This is a genomic window from Ramlibacter lithotrophicus (assembly GCF_012184415.1).
In the GTDB taxonomy this organism is placed as follows: Bacteria; Pseudomonadota; Gammaproteobacteria; order Burkholderiales; family Burkholderiaceae_C; genus Ramlibacter; species Ramlibacter lithotrophicus.
In genome coordinates, this window is sequence record NZ_VTOX01000004.1 from 132,041 (window position 1) to 147,668 (window position 15,628).

Genomic DNA, 15,628 nt, shown 5'->3' on the forward strand with positions numbered 1-15,628 from the left:
TCCTCCCCTAGCCGGCAGAAACTGCTGACGGGTCGTTGCCTCGCAGCAGTTGCCGGTGCAACGCCTGGACGAGCGGGCCGGGGGACGCGCCGAGTTCCTCGCGCAGCACCACGCGCAACTGCTCGTACACCGACAGCGCCTCCGCGACGTCGCCCCGCGCCGCGGCGACCTGCATCAGCAGCCGGTATCCGGTCTCGCGCAGCGGCGCGAGTTCGACGAGCCTGGTGGCCGCGCGATCCGCCGTTGCGAGCTCCGATCCACCGAGACCCAGGCTGCTGACCGCGACGCACTCATGGGCGCGCAGCAGGCAGTGCTGCAATTCGCGCCGCACGGGCTCGACCCACGGCGCCTGGCAACCGGGCAGGAAGGAGCGGGCAGCGATGTGCATGGTCACGCGCGCCGGGCCCCAGGCGCGGCCCCAATCGCGCACGCCGATGGCGGATTCCGCGCGATGAAGACTTTCGCGGGCCGCTTCCAGGTCCACCCACGCGTCGGCTGGCAGCACCAGCCGGAGGTCGTGTTTTCCTTCCAGGGCCCCTGCGCCGAGCACGCGACGCAACTTGGCCAGCAGCGCAGCCAGGCCCGATTCGGCTGCGCCAGGCGCCTCGTCGGGCCAGAGCACATCGAGCAACTCGCCGCGGGCAACGAGGCGCTGCCGATGGGCCGCCAGGTACGCGAACAGGACACGGCCCTGGCGACCGGGCAGGTCCTGTTCAAGCCGTGAGCCAAGGATGCGGACCGTCATGCGTCCGCACAGATGGATGCGTGTCTCCCCGCATGCTCGTGGGCTGTCCAAGGTTTCACCAAGGTTCGTCGCGACTACCGGGCGCATCATACGCACCCCTTCATCGCGATCAACAGGAGACACCATGGGCAAGCTGATCAATTGCGAGTGCGGCCAGGTCGTGCGCGGCCGCGATGACGACGAACTCGTCGCCGCAGCCAGCGACCACGTCAATCGCGACCATCCGGAGCTGGTGGGCAAGCTCACGCGCGAGGACATCCTCGCCATGGCGGAAGAAGACCTGACCCCCGCGACGCAAGGCTGAGCCGTCACATGGGCGGCCGCGCTATGCCGCTTGTGCGATGTCGCCCGTGCCCACCAGTTCCACCAGCGTCGCGACCTGGCTGCCCGCCGTGGTGAAGCTGTAGCCGCTCTCGCCGGCGTACGGGTTGTCATCGAGGTCGCGCACCGCGTCGGGACTCGCGACCAGCTGGTACGTCGTTCCCGGCAGCAGGTCGGCCGCGGGGTTGATGATCAGGCTCGAGCCGGAGAACTGGATTCCCGGATCGCTCGCGGTGACGAACGTCTGAACCACCGCGCCGGCGGCCGTCTGCAGCGTGATGCTTCCCGAGCCTGCCTTGACCGCCTCGTTGAAGGTGATGCCGAGGCTCCAGTCCGGCGGCATCGTGCTGCTGCCCGGTACCGGGAAGAAGTCGATCGGCACCGGCGACGACGGGTTCGGCGCAGGCGCGGCGCCCGCCGTCGTGAAGCTGTAGCCGCTCTCGCCGGCGTACGGGTTGCCGTCGAGGTCGCGCACCGCATCGGGGCTCGCGACCAGCCGGTACGTCGTTCCCGGCAGCAGGTCGGCCGCCGGGTTGATCACCAGGCTCGCGCCGGAGAACTGGATGCCGGCGTCGCTGGCCGTGACGAACGTCTGCACCACGGCGCCGGTCGCCGTCTGCAGCGTGATGGTTCCGGAGCCTGCCTTGACCGCCTCGTTGAAGGTGATGCCGAGGCTCCAGTCCGGCGGCATCGTGCTGCTGCCCGGTACCGGGAAGAAGTCGATCGGCACCGGCGACGACGGGTTCGGCGCAGGTGCAGGGCCAGGCGCGGCGCCCGCCGTCGTGAAGCTGTAGCCACTCTCGCCGGCGTACGGGTTGCCGTCGAGGTCCCGCACCGCGTCGGCGCTCGCGACCAGCCGGTACGTCGTTCCCGGCAGCAGGTCGGCCGCGGGGTTGATGATCAGGCTCGCTCCACTGAACTGGATGCCGGCGTCGCTGGCCGTGACGAACGTCTGCACCACGGCGCCGGTCGCCGTCTGCAGCGTGATGGTTCCCGAGCCTGCCTTGACCGCCTCGCTGAAGGTGATGGCGAGGTTCCAGTCGGGCGGCATCGTGCTGCTGCCCGGTACCGGGAAGAAGTCGATCGGCGTCGGCGACGCCGGGTTCGGCGCAGGCGCGGCGCCCGTCGTCGTGAAGTTGTAGCTGGACGTGCCGGCGTACGGGTTGCCGGCGAGATCGATCACACTGCCGGATGCAAGAACGACGGCGTAGCCGGTGGCCGGTTGCAGGCTGGAACCGGGATCGATCGTGAGCGTCGCGCCCGAGATCCTGATGTTGGAACTGGTCGCGGCATCGTACGCGGCGAGCACGCGGCCGGCCGAGTCCTGCAGCACGATGGTGCCGGTGCCACGCTGGATCGCCTCGGAAAAGGTCGCCACGATGTTGGCGTCGACCGCGACGTCACGCGCCTCGTCGGCCGGGGAGAACGCCACTACCGTCGGGAGGACGTGGTCACCGCTGACCGACGGCGTGAACTTGCTGCTGAACACGTCGCCGCCATCGCCGCGCCCGTCATCCCAGGCGAACTCCACGCCGCCGTCCGCCGTCGCATTGACGGTGTAGTGGGTCAGGGTCGCCTGCGACGTGCCAACCAGGATCCGGGCGCCCACGAGCGCACCCGACGCATCGAGCAGTTGCGCGTACACCGTCTGCTGCTGCTTGAGGTCCGGCATGATGGCCGAGTCCATCCACGACAGCACGAAGCCGTCGTCCGCCAGTGCCGTCACCTTCGAGTCAAGCACCGCCGCCGCGGACACCACGGCCTGGGGTCCGGAGAGTGCCTGGCCGTCGGCGTTGAATCGCTGCGCCGTCAGCTCGCTGCGGCCGTCCGGCAGCACGCCCCGCGCGGAGATCACCACGTCGCCGCTGCCGGGCAGCACCGTCGCCTGCACGCCGTCCACGCTCAGGACGGAACCCGGATGGGCGAACGCCTCGACCGGCCCGGCGAGCGCGCCGCCGCCGGCATCGAACCGCTGGAGGTACACGTGGTCGATGGTCCCGGCGCCGACCAGCACCTGGGTGGTGGCCCAGGCCACGACGAAGCCGCCGTCAGCGGTGGGGGCGACCGAGGCGTCGTGGATGTAGGTACCGGCGCCGAACGGCGTGCCGTCGCCTTCGTAGCCGAGCCGGAGGTTGCCGCCCCGGGGTGCGCCGGTGGCGTCGCAGACCTGGATGGACGGCCCCCAGGACGTCGCACCGCCCGGGTCCTGCCACCACTGCACGACGAATCCGCCGCCCGCCAGCGCGGTGACGTCGACGGCCGCCGCGGGATCGAAGTTCGGCAGCGTGTTGGCCTGGACGCGGCCGCCGATCGGCGTCCCGCCGGCGTCGAAGCGTTGCGCGAGGTAACTAGTGGGCGCGAACGGGTCCAGGCGCGAATCCCACACCACCACGAAGCCGCCGTCGGCCACGCCGACCACGTCCGGGATGCCGGCGGCCGGACCCTGGCTGAGCAGCAGCCTGCCGCCGACTTTGTTACCAGCGGCATCCAGGCGCTGGCCGTGCACCTCGCCGTCACCGTTCGCATCGATCCAGACAACGATCGAGCCGCCGCCCGCCAGCGCCGCGGACGCCGGGGCCTGCTGCAGTCCTTCGCCGGTGATGCGCACGTCGCCAGCATCGATCCACGTGTTCGTCGCCGCCATGTTCGCATCGCCTCCATGTAAGCAGGATGACCCTACGTCTACTCTAGAAGTGCGTGCGTCGCGCGCGCAATAGTCCGTTCGGGCGGCTGACGGCTGTGCGGACGGCTTCCATACTGGGTCGGAAGCTGGCGCACGGGCCTGCAGCGCCGTGCGCGAGAGGAAAGGTCGATCCATGCAGCGACGTGATTTCAACCTGGCGGTCGCCACCGGCGCGGCCGCGGCGCTGGGCGGATGCGGAGGTGGCGGGGACGCCGCGGCACCGGCGGCGGGCGCACCGGCCGTCGATGCGAGCGGCAGCGCGCCGCCGCCGGCGGCTCCGACACCAGCCGCCGTGCCGGGCGGGGCGGTCGTGCCGCATTCGGCGCCGCTGGGCAACGGGTTCGTGATCGGGACGAACCTCGTCAGCATGGAAGGCGGCGTGATGGTGCGGCAGGGCGCGGGCACGCTGCCCAACGTGGACTTCACCGTGCCGCGCCGCGCCGACATCGACTGGCTGGCCGCCAACGGCTACCGCAGTTCGCGGCTGCCGATCCGCTGGGAACTGCTGCAGCCGATCCTGTTCGACACCAACGCGAACGCGGCCACCCGCGCGGTACTCGGCAATCCGGGCGACTTCCACCCCGGCTACGCGAACTACATCACGCAGGTGCTCGATTCGCACGCGGCCGCCGGCATCAAGTGCCTCATCGACGTGCACAACTACTGCCGGTACAAGGACTTCGTCTACCAGCCCGACGGCTCGGTCATCGGGCTGGCCAGGCCGTATCCGCTGGTGCATGCGTACACCACGGATCCCTCGCAGGTGCGCACGCGGATCATGTCGCTGGCGCCCGGGGCCACGCTGACGGTGGCGCACTACGTCGACTTCATGTCGCGCCTGGCGGCGCGGTGGAAGGGCCATCCGGGCCTGGGCGGCTACGGGATGATGAACGAGCCGTACTACATGCCCAAGCCGGGCCAGACCGTGGAAGCCTTCGAAGGCTGGGGCCAGGACCTCACGATCTGGCCGACCTACGCCAAGGCGGCGATCCGGGCGATCCGCGCCGTCGATGCCGACACGCCGATCTACCTGGGCGGCAACGACTGGAATTCGGCGTGGACGCTGGGCACCAGCAACCCCGGCTGGCCGGTGGACGCTCCCAGGGTCATCTACGAGGTGCACGGCTACCTCGATTCGTTCAGCAGCGGCAACGGCGTCGACTGGGACCTGGAGGCCGCCAAGGGCTACCAGGCCGGCGTGGGCGCGGCGCCGATCGACGCCCAGACCGGCGTCAAGCGCCTGCAGCAGGGCGTGGCAGTGGCCCAGCCGCGCGCCCTGAAGCTGGCACTGACCGAGACCGGCATGCCGGCCGACGATCCGCGCTGGCAGCAGTCGTGGCTGAACCTGCTGGAGTACGCCCGCGCCAACGGCGTGGAGATCTACAGCTGGGCCGGCGGCAACCACTGGTCGTACCGCAACCGCCCGCTGCACCACGTGGTCGGCTGGCACCAGCACAAGACGCTGGAGCCGCAGCAGTCCGGGCCGATGAAGGCGGTGGCCGGTGTCGCCAAGGCCACCGTCTTCGACGACGGCGGCGGCTGGGCGCCTGCCGGCAGCAGCGTGACGATCACGGTGTACGCACGCGGCGCCCTGGCCGCACCGGCCACGATCAACGTCGCCTCCAGCAACGGCGGCAGCTTCAGCAAGAGCACGCTCACGCTCCCGGCGGGCGCCAACGGCCAGGACAGCTACACGTTCACGCCGCCGCCCAACACCGTCGCCACGCTCACGTACGGCAGTTCGTCGGCGCCCAACGTGCCGCCGCCGCGCAAGGTGTTCTCGTTGGCCGATCCGGTGGCGTATGCGAGCACGAACCTCGCGGATGCCGCGCTCGCGATCGTGGCGAAGTACGCCGCGTGCAAGTGGGGCATGGACGACGCGCACACCGACTTCGTGCAGGGCGTGCCGGCCGCGGAAGGACAGCCGGTGCGCGCGGTGGCCGACTCGGGCTACGGCTCCGGCGCCGGCAACGCCATGGAGATGCTCAACTGGTTCAACACGGACGGCGACATGAACACGTTCGCGCTGCCGGTCATGCGCACGCTGAACGGCCGCAAGTGCCTCGACGTCACGGCCTGGAACAGCTTCGGCCTGTGGTGCCGCAAGAGCTGGCGCGTGCCTGAAATGCAGCCGCGCGCGCGCAACGTCGTGCCGTACCACATCCACGAGCCCCACTTCGTGGTGGCCGCGGTCGCCGTGCCCGGCGCAACGACCGGGCTCATCTTCCAGGCATCGAGCGGCGAGAACGCCTATGCGACGGAGCTCGGCATCTCCGCCGGCCGTCCGATGGCGCGCTGGATCGATTCAGCAGGCGAGTCCGTCGCGCTCACCGGCGCCGGCGCGCTCGCGCCCAACGTGCCCGCGGTGATCTCGTGCCTGTCCAGGCCGGGATCGCAGCAGTTGCGCGTGAACTCCGCGACCCAGGGCAGCGGCAGCCGCACCTTCGTCGCGCACGAGTACGGCAACGACCAGATGCTGCTGGCCTCCGGCTTCCTGCAGTGGTTTCCCCGCGACGGGTTCGGCGGCTACCTGTTCTGCGTCATCACCGGCAAGGGGACGCCCACGGTGGCGGAACTGCAGGTGCTGGAACGGTACGTGGGGAGCATGGCGGGGATGTGAACCGAGGCGGTGCACCAGCAGTTCGCCCAGTCTGAACGTCTGCATCAATGCATGGGAAGCGCTGCGCAGCGCAGGAACCCCGCGGGCGTCGACTCCACGCCAAGCTACTTGGGCAACTGGCCGTCGATATGCATCTCGAGCGGCAGCGGAGCGTTGCTGGCTGGGTCATCCACGATCGCCTGGAACCGTGGATCGGAAAAGAGGGAAGCGAGCGCGAGATTCGTCTTCTGCTCGTGAACCCAGAACCCTGGCAGCCGCACTTGGCGCGCGAAATCCGCGATCGCGGCGTCCTTGTCGCCAAGGAGCGCGTGCAGATCCAACGCGCTGCGCCGCACGTATTCCTTCTCGTCCCTCTCGGGCGTCCGCTCGGCGATGGCCAGGGCTCGCCGATGCGCGGCGAAGGCCGCATCGCGATCGCCCAATACGGCGTACATGAGTGCCTTTTCGAGCCACAACGATGATCTGTCCGGAAGCTCTGCCGAACGCGGCTCGACTTCCGCGAGCAGTTGCTTTGCGAGGCGATGAGCCTTTGCCAGATCGCCGGCTGCTTTCGAGGCGACCGCGAGCATGCTCAGCTTTTCGATCCGGCCTGAGACCGACCTCGATGGATCGAAATCGGCCGAGTCCTGTTCGAGCAGCCGCAGCGCTGTCGCGAAGTCGCCCTCCAACGCCGCGCGTCGGGTCTCCATCCAGCGGACTCCGGTCAGGCGCCGTTCGGCGCCTTCGGGTTGGCGCGCCAGCCACTGCTCGTAAGCGTCCCACCGACCGGTTCGCCAGTACTCGACCAAGGCGTAGCCGCTTTCGAGGACCGGATCACCTGGTCGCAACTCCACCAACCGGCGGCGATACGCCTGGCCTTTTTCATACTGGCGGTACTCGGCGTAGGTCCTGGCGAGAGCCCACAAGACCAGCGCATTGCGGCTGTCGAAAGCGATCGCGCGATCCAGCAGTTTCACCGTCTCGGCGCCATGGCCTCGGTCCCGCTCGACGAACGCCAGCCCGTACAGGGCGTCGGCGTTGTTCGGTGCGATTGCGAGCACGGCCTTGTATGCGCGGGTTGCGCGCTCATGGTCATGAAACACCCGAAAGGCCACATAGCCTTCTTCCAGCTTCACCAGCGGCTCTGTCGGAGCGAGTGCCAGCGCGCGGCCGACCGCGTAGTGCGCGAGTTCACGGCGTGCTTCGCTCCAGTCGATGCCGTTCGAATATGCCCTCGCGTGCTCCGCTCCCAACCGGGCCCAGGCGAGCGCAAACGACGGATCGATCGACACGGCGCGCTGCAGGAGGTCGAGCCGCTCGGGATGCCCCGACACTGGCCGCAGCCCCCAGGCGGCCGCCAGCAGCGCCTGATGGCGCAGATAGAGGTCGTATGCCTCGGCGCTCCGGGTCGGCATCCGTGCGAGGCGCTCCCGTTCCTGCCCGCTCAACGATACCTGCAGGGCTCCCGCTATATCGGCGGCGAGTTCGCTCTGGACGGCAAAGATGTCCTTCAGCTCGCGGTCGTACCGGCGCGCCCACAAGTGGCGGTCGGCGCGTGCATCTATGAGCTGCGCCGTCACGCGGATGATGTTGCCGGCGCGACGGACGCTGCCTTCCACCAGGGCCGCGACGCCGAGTTCGCTTGCGATCTGGCGCATGCTCCTTGTGCGGCCCCGGTACTCCAGCACCGAAGTGCGCGACACCACCTTCAGGTCGCGCAGCATCGCCAGCTGCGTGAGCAGATCTTCGTGCACACCGTCCGCGAAATACGCCGCGTCCTTGTCGTCGCTGAGATTGGTAAACGGGAGCACGGCGAGCGTGCGATCCGGGGAGCTCCGAGCGGAGCGCCACTGCCACCACGCGAGACTCGAAGCGGCGACCATGGCGGCGGCCCCCGCGGCCACCAGCTTGCGTCGCTGCGCGCTGAAGTGCGACTGCAGGCGCCGTGCCAGTTTCGCGCGGCCGACAACGTGCACGTGCCACACGCGCACCGGCGTGGCGATGTTCTTGAAAGTTCGCTCCCCGGCAAAGGTCGCTCCCAACGCCAGCTTGCCCTTGACGATGTCATGCACCGCCTGGCTGATGCAGATGCCGCCCGGCGGCGCGGCAGTTTCCAGCCGCGCCGCGACGTTGACGCCGTCGCCTGCGAGTTGCCCGGACTCGAGACGGAACACGTCGCCCAGGTGCACGCCTATACGATGCTGCAGCGATGGGTGCCCGTTCGCTTGCGGGTCGCGGTGGGCAAACAGGTCTTGCACTTCCAGCGCAAATGCGACCGCGTCGGCGGCGCTGGTGAAGGCGAGCATCATTCCGTCACCCATGGTGTTCAGACAACGCCCGCCGTGCTTTGCACAACAGCGGCGCATCTCCTCGAAGTCCAACTGCACGAGCCGAATGGTGTCGGACTCGTCTTGCTGCATCCTCGCCGAATAGCCCACCACATCGGTGAACACCACCGCCATCAGCGTGGGCGCACCGGTAAGCGAAGAGGTCTCACGGTTCATGGCGGGCTCCACGCGGTTTGGGCGCATGTTTGCGCTTGGATTGGCTGGCGCGCATTGATGCCGGTCAAGAGCGGGCACACGCGCCATGGGCCGCCGCACCCACTTTCGTGCGGTCCCGATCTGGCAACGGTCAGTTCCTGGCCTACCAGGTGGCCGCAGAGCCCCCGGCACGATTCGTGGCGCGGACGCGAAATTGATCCCGCGCATGGAAATCATGCTTTCGCTTTTCTAGAGTTGACCGCTGGCTTGCGAACCTGCTGCCAGCCACTCACCTGGAGGTGACACCATGTCCACGTACCTCGGCACCATGCGGCGGCGCACCTTGCTTGCGAGCGCGGCGGGATTCGGCCTGGCCGGCGGGTTGTTCACCGGCCTGCGCGTTGCCAGCGCCCAACCCGTGTCCGGCACCGTCCCGGTCGTCGACCGGCTTGCCGTGCGCGTGGTCACGGACTCCTACCAGCATGCGCTGCAACCCGCCAGCCGGACGGGCGACGTGACAGTGACGCCGGCGATGTTCGGCCTCGCGCCCGACCAGCCGCCGCGCACCCTCAAAAGCGAGTGGGCGCTGGCGCTGCACCTGGAGTCTGCACGCGGCACAGAGGTGCGGCAGGTGATGATGGACTTCGGCTGGACCGCCGAGACGCTGAACAACAACCTCGAGCTGCTGAAGATCGACCCGGCGCGGCTCGACGCGATGCTGCTCACGCATGGCCATTACGACCACTTCGGCGGCCTCACCGGATTCCTGGCGGCACACCGCGCGAAGCTCAAACCCGACTTGCCGCTGGTGCTCGGTGGCGAAGAATGCTTCTGCACGCGCGAGGTCGGCCCCGAGCCGATGAAGCTGTCCTTCGGCGCCCTCGACCGGCAGGCGATTCTCGACGCCAAACTGCAAGTCCTGTTCGCCGAGCGTGCCTCCCTGCTGGCCGGGCACGGCTTCACCACCGGCGTCATCCCGCTCGTGTCGAAGGAGGCGCCGCTGCCCGCGTCGCGCATGCGGGTCGGGCTGCAGCCGAACGGCATGGGCTGCGCCCCGGAAGGACTGCCGCCCGCGAAGCGCACCGTCACCATGGTCGGCGACGACTTCCAGCACGAGCAGGCCACCTGCTATCACGTCAAGGACAAGGGCCTGGTCGTCATGACCTCGTGCGGGCACCGCGGGATCGTGAACTCCGTGCGCGCCGCCATGAAGGTCTCCGGCGTCGACCGCGTCCACGCCGTGCTGGGCGGGTTCCACCTGATGCCGGCGTCCGACGACGCCGTGCGTTCCACGATCGCCGAGCTGAAGGCGCTCGACGTGGCCTGGCTGATCCCGATGCACTGCACAGGCAGCCGCTTCTACGACCTCGCGCGCCAGGAGATGCCTTCACGGGTGTTGCTCAGTTCGACGGGGACGCGGTTTACGTTCGGGGCGTGAGGGCGGCTCCGCCAGACCGCGCGTTCCTGGCGTTGCTCGCCGGGGCACTCTAAGGCACCGCGCGCTCATCTGCCGTCTTACGTCCCGCTGCGCCCGCTGGATTTTCGAAGGCGGCGGGCCGCTGATGCGCGCTCTGGGAGTAGATACACTCTGCTGCTCATGGACTGGACTCGTGCCGAAGTAGAAGCGATCGTTGCTGACTATCTGCAGATGCTTGCTCTGGAGCTTTCGGGCCAGGCTTACAACAAGGCCGCACATCGGGAACGACTGGGCGCGCTGCTTAAAAATCGGTCCAACGGGTCGATCGAGTTCAAGCACTGCAACATAAGCGCCGCATTGCTCGCCCTCGGCTTCCCGTACGTAGCTGGGTATAAGCCTCGAAGCAATTACCAGAGCCTCCTTCTTGAGGTGCTCGAACAGCAACTGAAGTCAAATCCACTCGTTGATCACGCCGCACTCGCAGCCGTACAACTGCCTGCCGTGGCACCACCGATGATCGACTTCTCACGCGTGCGCGACCAGGCGCCGCAGTTACAGCCGCGCACGGGCGAGCCGTCTGCCCCGATGGTGTTCAAGGCTGTGAAGAGGGACTACCTTGAGCGCGAGGCTCTGAACCAATCACTTGGGCTGGCTGGCGAGAAGTTCGTCGTCGAGTACGAGCACTGGCGGTTGGTCAAGCTCGGGCACCAGAAACTCGCCGACAGCGTACAGCACATCTCTCAATCGCGCGGAGATGGGCTCGGTTTCGACATCCTCTCGTATGAGCAGGACGGACGCGAACGCTTCATCGAAGTGAAGACGACGAGTTTTGGGCGTGAGACGCCGTTCTTCGTGAGTCGAGGGGAACTGGCACTTTCAAAGCAGGCGGAAGATCAGTTTCATCTTTATCGCCTCTTCGAATTTCGCAAGGCGCCAAGGCTCTTCGAGCTAAGCGGCCCACTTGAGCGACATTGCTTGCTCGACCCGATTACTTATAGAGCCACCTTCTCTTAGTCCGAGCAGCTGGCGAGGATCGCGACCGGTGGCCTCCCACTCACACGCCGAGAACCACTCCTTTGCCCCCCGCCCCCTACAACCTCGCCCGCTTCGACTTCGTCTCCGTGCGCCTGGCCGTCGCGTGCGCGCAGACGGGCAGCCTCACGGCCGCGGCGCGCGACTGCAACATCGTGCTGGCGGCGGCCAGCCGGCGCATCCGTGAGCTCGAATCCGCTCTTGGTGACACGCTGTTCGAGCGGCACTCGCGCGGGCTGGTGCCGACGCCGGCGGGTCGCGCCTTCGTGCGGCATGGGCTGGTGCTGCTGCGCGAGATGGACGACCTGGTCGCGGAGCTGGCCGACATCCGGCAGGGCGTCGCGCGGCACGTCCGCCTGTGCGCCAGCACGGCGGCCATCAACCAGTTCCTGCCGCCGCTGCTGGCGCGCTACGCCGAGCTGCATGCCGACGTCCGGGTCGACGTCGAGGAGCAGGTATCCGAGCTGGTGATCGTCGCCTTGCGCGAGGGCCGCGCCGACATCGGCGCCTTCGTGGCCGGGCCCGACACGCAGGACCTGCAGGTGACGGACTTCCGCACCGACGAACTGGTGCTGATCCTGCCCCGGCGCCACGCGCTGGCCGGGCGCACGCCGATCGCCTTCGTGGAGACGCTCGACGAGCAGTGGATCAGCCTCACTTCCGGCGCGGCCTTGCTGCAGCAGCAGCACCAGGCGGCGTTGGCCGCGGGGCGCAAGCTCAAGTTGCGGATGCAGGTGCGCAGCTTCGACGCGGTGGGCCACATGGTGGCGTCGGGGCTCGGCATCGCGGTGCTGCCGAAGCAGGCGTGCCTGCCGATCATTCGCGCGATGCAGCTTGCGTGGCGGCCGCTGTCGGATGCCTGGGCCAGGCGGCAGTTGCAGATCGCCATCCGCCCCGACGCCGACGCGGCGATCGTCGCCCTGCGCGACTTCCTGTGCGCCCCTTCGCAAAAAGCGAAGACTGCCTCGCCCAGGCGCAAATAGACAGGCGCGGCCGGCCTCGGCAGACTGGCCGGCCATGACAAGCCGGTGCGCCGGTGCGCGCGCCCGGCGTCGGCAATGGCCGCCGCCCTGGACGCCGCGGCAGCGCCCGGCACCGACCTTCCAGCAATGCAAGACGACTCCATCAATCCTGGCCAGGCCGTGCCGCCCGGCGCCCTCTCCGGGCTCAAGGTGCTCGAACTGGGGCAGCTCATCGCCGGGCCGTTCGCGGCCAAGACGCTGGCCGACTTCGGCGCCGAGGTGATCAAGATCGAGCCGCCCGGCGCGGGCGATCCGCTGCGCAAGTGGCGGATGCTCAAGGACGGCACCTCCGTCTGGTGGCAGGTGCAGTCGCGCAACAAGCGCTCGCTGGCCGTCGACCTGCGCCAGGCGCAGGGGCAGGACATCGTGCGCCGGCTCGCCACCGAGGCGGACGTGCTGATCGAGAACTTCCGCCCCGGCGCGATGGAGGGCTGGGGCCTGGCCCCGGACGACCTGCTGAAAGCCAATCCGCGGCTCGTCGTGCTGCGCATCAGCGGCTACGGCCAGACCGGCCCGTACCGCAACCGGCCCGGCTTCGGCGTCGTGGCCGAGGCGATGGGCGGCCTGCGCCACCTCACCGCCGAACCCGGCCGAGTGCCGGTGCGCGTGGGCGTGAGCATCGGCGACACGCTGGCGGCGCTGCACGGCGTCATCGGCATCCTGGTGGCGCTGCAGCATCGCAACGCGACCGGGCAGGGTCAGGTGATCGACGTCGCGCTCTACGAGGCGGTGTTCAACTGCATGGAGAGCCTGCTGCCCGAATACAGCGCGTTCGGCGCCGTGCGCGAGCCGGCCGGCAGCGCTTTGCCGGGGATCGCGCCGACCAATGCCTATCGCTGCAGCGACGGCGGCTATGCGCTGGTCGCCGGCAACGGCGACAGCATCTTCCGCCGACTGATGGTCCTGGTCGGCCGTCCCGACCTGGCCGAAGATCCCGCGCTGGGCGACAACGCGGGGCGGGTGGCGCGAGTCGAGGAACTGGACCGCGTGATCGGCGAATGGACCGCCACGCGCACGGTGGACGAGGTGCTGACTGCCCTCGATTCGGCCTCGGTGCCGGCGGGCCGCATTTACACCATCGCCGACATCGCCGCCGATCCGCACTACGCGGCACGCGGCATGTTGCAGGAGGTGCGGATGGCGGACGGCAGCACCGTCGCCGTGCCTGGCATCGTGCCCAAGCTGTCGCTTACGCCGGGCAGCCATCGTCGCAACGCGCCGGCGCTGGGCGGCGACTCGGACGCCGTGTTGCGCGAGATCGGCCTCACGCCGCAGCAGATCCAGGCCCTGAAGGACAAGGGCATCGTCGCCGGAGCCAGCGCATGAACCACACCTTGCCCCGCATCTTCTTCAACGAAGTTGTCACGCGCGACGGCTTCCAGATCGAGCCGCAGTTCGTTCCCACCGATGCCAAGGTGGCACTGATCGACGAGCTGTCGCAGTGCGGCTACGCGAAGATCGAGGTCACCTCCTTTACTTCGGCCAAGGCGATCCCGATGCTGCGCGACGCCGAGGAGGTGATGGGCCGCATCGTCCGCGTGCCGGGCGTCGAATACACGGTGCTGGTGCCCAACGTGCGCGGCGCCGAGCGGGCGCTGGAGTCGCGCGCCGACGAGCTGAACCTCGTCATGTCGACGTCCGAGACGCACAACCTGGCCAACCTGCGCATGCCGCGCGAGAAGAGCTTCGCCGGCCTCGCCGACGTGATCGCACTGGTCGGCAAGCGCGCGGCGGTGAACGTTTCGCTGTCCACCTGCTTCGGCTGCCCGATGGAAGGCGAGGTGCCGCAGGACGAGGTGCTGCGCTGGGCGCACCGCTTCGCGGAGCAGGGCGTGCGCGGCCTGACCATCTGCGACACCACCGGCATGGCGCATCCGGCGCAGGTCGCGCGCATGGCGCAGGCGCTGCGCGAGCGCTTCGGCGGGCTGCAACTGACCTTCCACTTCCACAATACGCGCGGCATGGGGCTGGCGAACCTGCTGGCCGCGGTGCAGGCCGGCATCACGCGCTTCGACGGCTCGCTCGGCGGGCTGGGAGGCTGCCCGTACGCGCCGGGCGCCAGCGGCAACATCTGCAGCGAAGACGCCATCCACATGTTGCAGGCGATGGGCTACGACACCGGCATCGATCTGCCGCGCCTGCTGGCTGCGGCGCGGCGCCTGCCGGAACTGGTCGGCCATGCGGTACCGGGTCAGGTCGCCAAGGCCGGCCGCACGTGCGATCTGCACCCGGCGCCGGCCGGGGTCGACGAGCTGCGCCGGTCTTTCGCGTGAACGCAATCTTTCGACAACGACGAGGAAACACATGATCTCCAATCACTTCATCTCGCGCCGGCTGGTGCTGGCCGGTATCGCCGCGGCAGCGGCCGGCGTCGGTGGCATAGCCCACGCGCAGTCCACGTTCCCCAGCCGGCCGGTCACGATGGTCGTGCCGGCCGCGACCGGCGGCACCACGGATCTCGCGGCCCGCATGCTGTCGCAGCCGCTGGGCGCCGCGCTGGGCCAGTCAGTCGTCGTCGACAACAAGGGCGGGGCCAACGGCGCGCTGGGCGCCGTCGCCGTGAAGCGGGCAGAGGGTGACGGCCACACGCTGCTGATGCAGTATTCCGGCTACCACGTCATCACGCCGCTGGTCAGCAAGGCGCCGCTCGGCTGGGAACTGAAGGACCTGCAGCCGGTGGCCAACGTGCTGTCGGCGCCGCAGGTGATCGTGGTGCGCGCCGGCCTGCCGGTGAAGACGCTGGCGGAGCTGGTGGCCTATGCCAAGGCCAACCCCGGCAAGCTCAATTACGCGTCGTCGGGCAACGGATCGCTGCAGCACGTCACCGGCGCCATGCTGGAACAGCAGGCGGGCGTGAACATGGTGCACGTGCCGTACAAGGGCACCGGCCCCGCGCTGCAGGACCTGCTGGGCGGCCAGGTGGACCTGACGTTCGGCACCCCGCCGCCGTTCGTTCCGCACATTCAGTCGGGCAAGCTGCGCGCCATTGCCGTCACCAGCAAGAAGCGCCTGCCGAGCATGCCCGACGTGCCGACGACGGCCGAGGCCGGCATAGCCAAGCTCGATCCGACCTCGTGGTTCGGCGTCTTCGCGCCGGCCAGCACGCCCAAGCCGGTGATCGACCGGCTGGCAGCCGATATTGCGAAGGTGATGTCGGCGCCGGCGTTCAAGCAGAAGGCGCAGGAACTAGGCGCCGAGGCCGACTACCTCGGGCCGGCGCAGTTCGCCGCCGCCGTGAAGGAAGAACAGGCCCGCTGGGCCGCCGTCGTCAAGGCGGCGAACATCCACGGGGACTGAGCCGGCGCGGGCAGAGGCGCTCTTGCTTC

The 15,628-nt window shown here is 69.0% G+C and carries 11 protein-coding genes; 8 read left to right on the forward strand and 3 right to left on the reverse strand.

What is annotated here, in order from left to right; all coding sequences use genetic code 11:
* Nucleotides 1–7: 7 nt before the first annotated feature.
* Entirely contained in the window at nt 8–745 is a 738-nt protein-coding gene (locus tag RAMLITH_RS13025) for an AfsR/SARP family transcriptional regulator (protein WP_168107858.1), read from the reverse strand.
* 124 nt (nt 746–869) lie between these two features.
* Between RAMLITH_RS13025 and RAMLITH_RS13030 the strand changes: the two genes are divergently transcribed.
* A complete protein-coding gene (locus tag RAMLITH_RS13030) occupies nt 870–1,049 on the forward strand; it encodes a DUF1059 domain-containing protein (protein ID WP_168107859.1) in 180 nt (59 codons plus the stop codon).
* Between the two features lie 21 nt (nt 1,050–1,070).
* Here RAMLITH_RS13030 and RAMLITH_RS13035 read toward each other — a convergent pair whose 3' ends face one another.
* Nucleotides 1,071–3,710, reverse strand: a complete 2,640-nt coding sequence (locus RAMLITH_RS13035; RefSeq protein ID WP_168107860.1) for an Ig-like domain-containing domain — start codon at nt 3,708–3,710, stop codon at nt 1,071–1,073.
* Between the two features lie 172 nt (nt 3,711–3,882).
* Between RAMLITH_RS13035 and RAMLITH_RS13040 the strand changes: the two genes are divergently transcribed.
* The gene (locus tag RAMLITH_RS13040) at nt 3,883–6,369 is read left to right on the forward strand and encodes a glycoside hydrolase family 5 protein (RefSeq protein ID WP_168107861.1); all 2,487 of its coding nucleotides are present in this window, start codon (nt 3,883–3,885) and stop codon (nt 6,367–6,369) included.
* 104 nt (nt 6,370–6,473) lie between these two features.
* On the opposite strand, the gene RAMLITH_RS13045 is transcribed toward RAMLITH_RS13040, so the two are convergent.
* Nucleotides 6,474–8,852, reverse strand: coding sequence for an adenylate/guanylate cyclase domain-containing protein (locus RAMLITH_RS13045; protein ID WP_168107862.1), 2,379 nt, complete (start codon nt 8,850–8,852; stop codon nt 6,474–6,476).
* Nucleotides 8,853–9,138: 286 nt separating this feature from the next.
* Between RAMLITH_RS13045 and RAMLITH_RS13050 the strand changes: the two genes are divergently transcribed.
* From RAMLITH_RS13050 to RAMLITH_RS13075, 6 genes are all read left to right on the forward strand, one after another.
* Nucleotides 9,139–10,269 carry an MBL fold metallo-hydrolase gene (locus RAMLITH_RS13050; protein WP_168107863.1) on the forward strand — a complete coding sequence of 377 codons (1,131 nt, stop codon included), beginning with the start codon at nt 9,139–9,141 and terminating at the stop codon, nt 10,267–10,269.
* 159 nt (nt 10,270–10,428) lie between these two features.
* On the forward strand, nt 10,429–11,262 hold the full coding sequence (locus tag RAMLITH_RS13055) for a protein NO VEIN domain-containing protein (protein WP_238344180.1): 834 nt from the start codon (nt 10,429–10,431) through the stop codon (nt 11,260–11,262).
* A 62-nt stretch (nt 11,263–11,324) separates the two neighbouring features.
* Nucleotides 11,325–12,263 carry a LysR family transcriptional regulator gene (locus RAMLITH_RS13060; protein WP_168107864.1) on the forward strand — a complete coding sequence of 313 codons (939 nt, stop codon included), beginning with the start codon at nt 11,325–11,327 and terminating at the stop codon, nt 12,261–12,263.
* A gap of 126 nt (nt 12,264–12,389) precedes the next feature.
* Nucleotides 12,390–13,628, forward strand: coding sequence for a CaiB/BaiF CoA transferase family protein (locus tag RAMLITH_RS13065; RefSeq protein WP_168107865.1), 1,239 nt, complete (start codon nt 12,390–12,392; stop codon nt 13,626–13,628).
* Nucleotides 13,625–14,575 (forward strand): hydroxymethylglutaryl-CoA lyase, encoded by a 951-nt coding sequence (locus RAMLITH_RS13070; RefSeq protein WP_202883266.1) that lies wholly within the window; start codon nt 13,625–13,627, stop codon nt 14,573–14,575. The genes RAMLITH_RS13065 and RAMLITH_RS13070 overlap by 4 nt, the downstream gene beginning before the upstream one ends.
* A gap of 31 nt (nt 14,576–14,606) precedes the next feature.
* Complete coding sequence (locus tag RAMLITH_RS13075) at nt 14,607–15,599, forward strand: Bug family tripartite tricarboxylate transporter substrate binding protein (protein WP_168107866.1); 993 nt, start codon at nt 14,607–14,609, stop codon at nt 15,597–15,599.
* The last annotated feature ends 29 nt before the right edge of the window (nt 15,600–15,628 follow it).

Excerpts from the sequence above, each read along its gene's own strand:
- RAMLITH_RS13025 (WP_168107858.1), bottom strand. The coding sequence starts at position 745 with ATGACGGTCCGCATCCTTGGCTCACGGCTTGAACAGGACCTGCCCGGT.
- RAMLITH_RS13030 (WP_168107859.1), top strand. The coding sequence starts at position 870 with ATGGGCAAGCTGATCAATTGCGAGTGCGGCCAGGTCGTGCGCGGCCGC.
- RAMLITH_RS13035 (WP_168107860.1), bottom strand. The coding sequence starts at position 3,710 with ATGGCGGCGACGAACACGTGGATCGATGCTGGCGACGTGCGCATCACC.
- RAMLITH_RS13040 (WP_168107861.1), top strand. The coding sequence starts at position 3,883 with ATGCAGCGACGTGATTTCAACCTGGCGGTCGCCACCGGCGCGGCCGCG.
- RAMLITH_RS13045 (WP_168107862.1), bottom strand. The coding sequence starts at position 8,852 with ATGAACCGTGAGACCTCTTCGCTTACCGGTGCGCCCACGCTGATGGCG.
- RAMLITH_RS13050 (WP_168107863.1), top strand. The coding sequence starts at position 9,139 with ATGTCCACGTACCTCGGCACCATGCGGCGGCGCACCTTGCTTGCGAGC.
- RAMLITH_RS13055 (WP_238344180.1), top strand. The coding sequence starts at position 10,429 with ATGGACTGGACTCGTGCCGAAGTAGAAGCGATCGTTGCTGACTATCTG.
- RAMLITH_RS13065 (WP_168107865.1), top strand. The coding sequence starts at position 12,390 with ATGCAAGACGACTCCATCAATCCTGGCCAGGCCGTGCCGCCCGGCGCC.
- RAMLITH_RS13070 (WP_202883266.1), top strand. The coding sequence starts at position 13,625 with ATGAACCACACCTTGCCCCGCATCTTCTTCAACGAAGTTGTCACGCGC.
- RAMLITH_RS13075 (WP_168107866.1), top strand. The coding sequence starts at position 14,607 with ATGATCTCCAATCACTTCATCTCGCGCCGGCTGGTGCTGGCCGGTATC.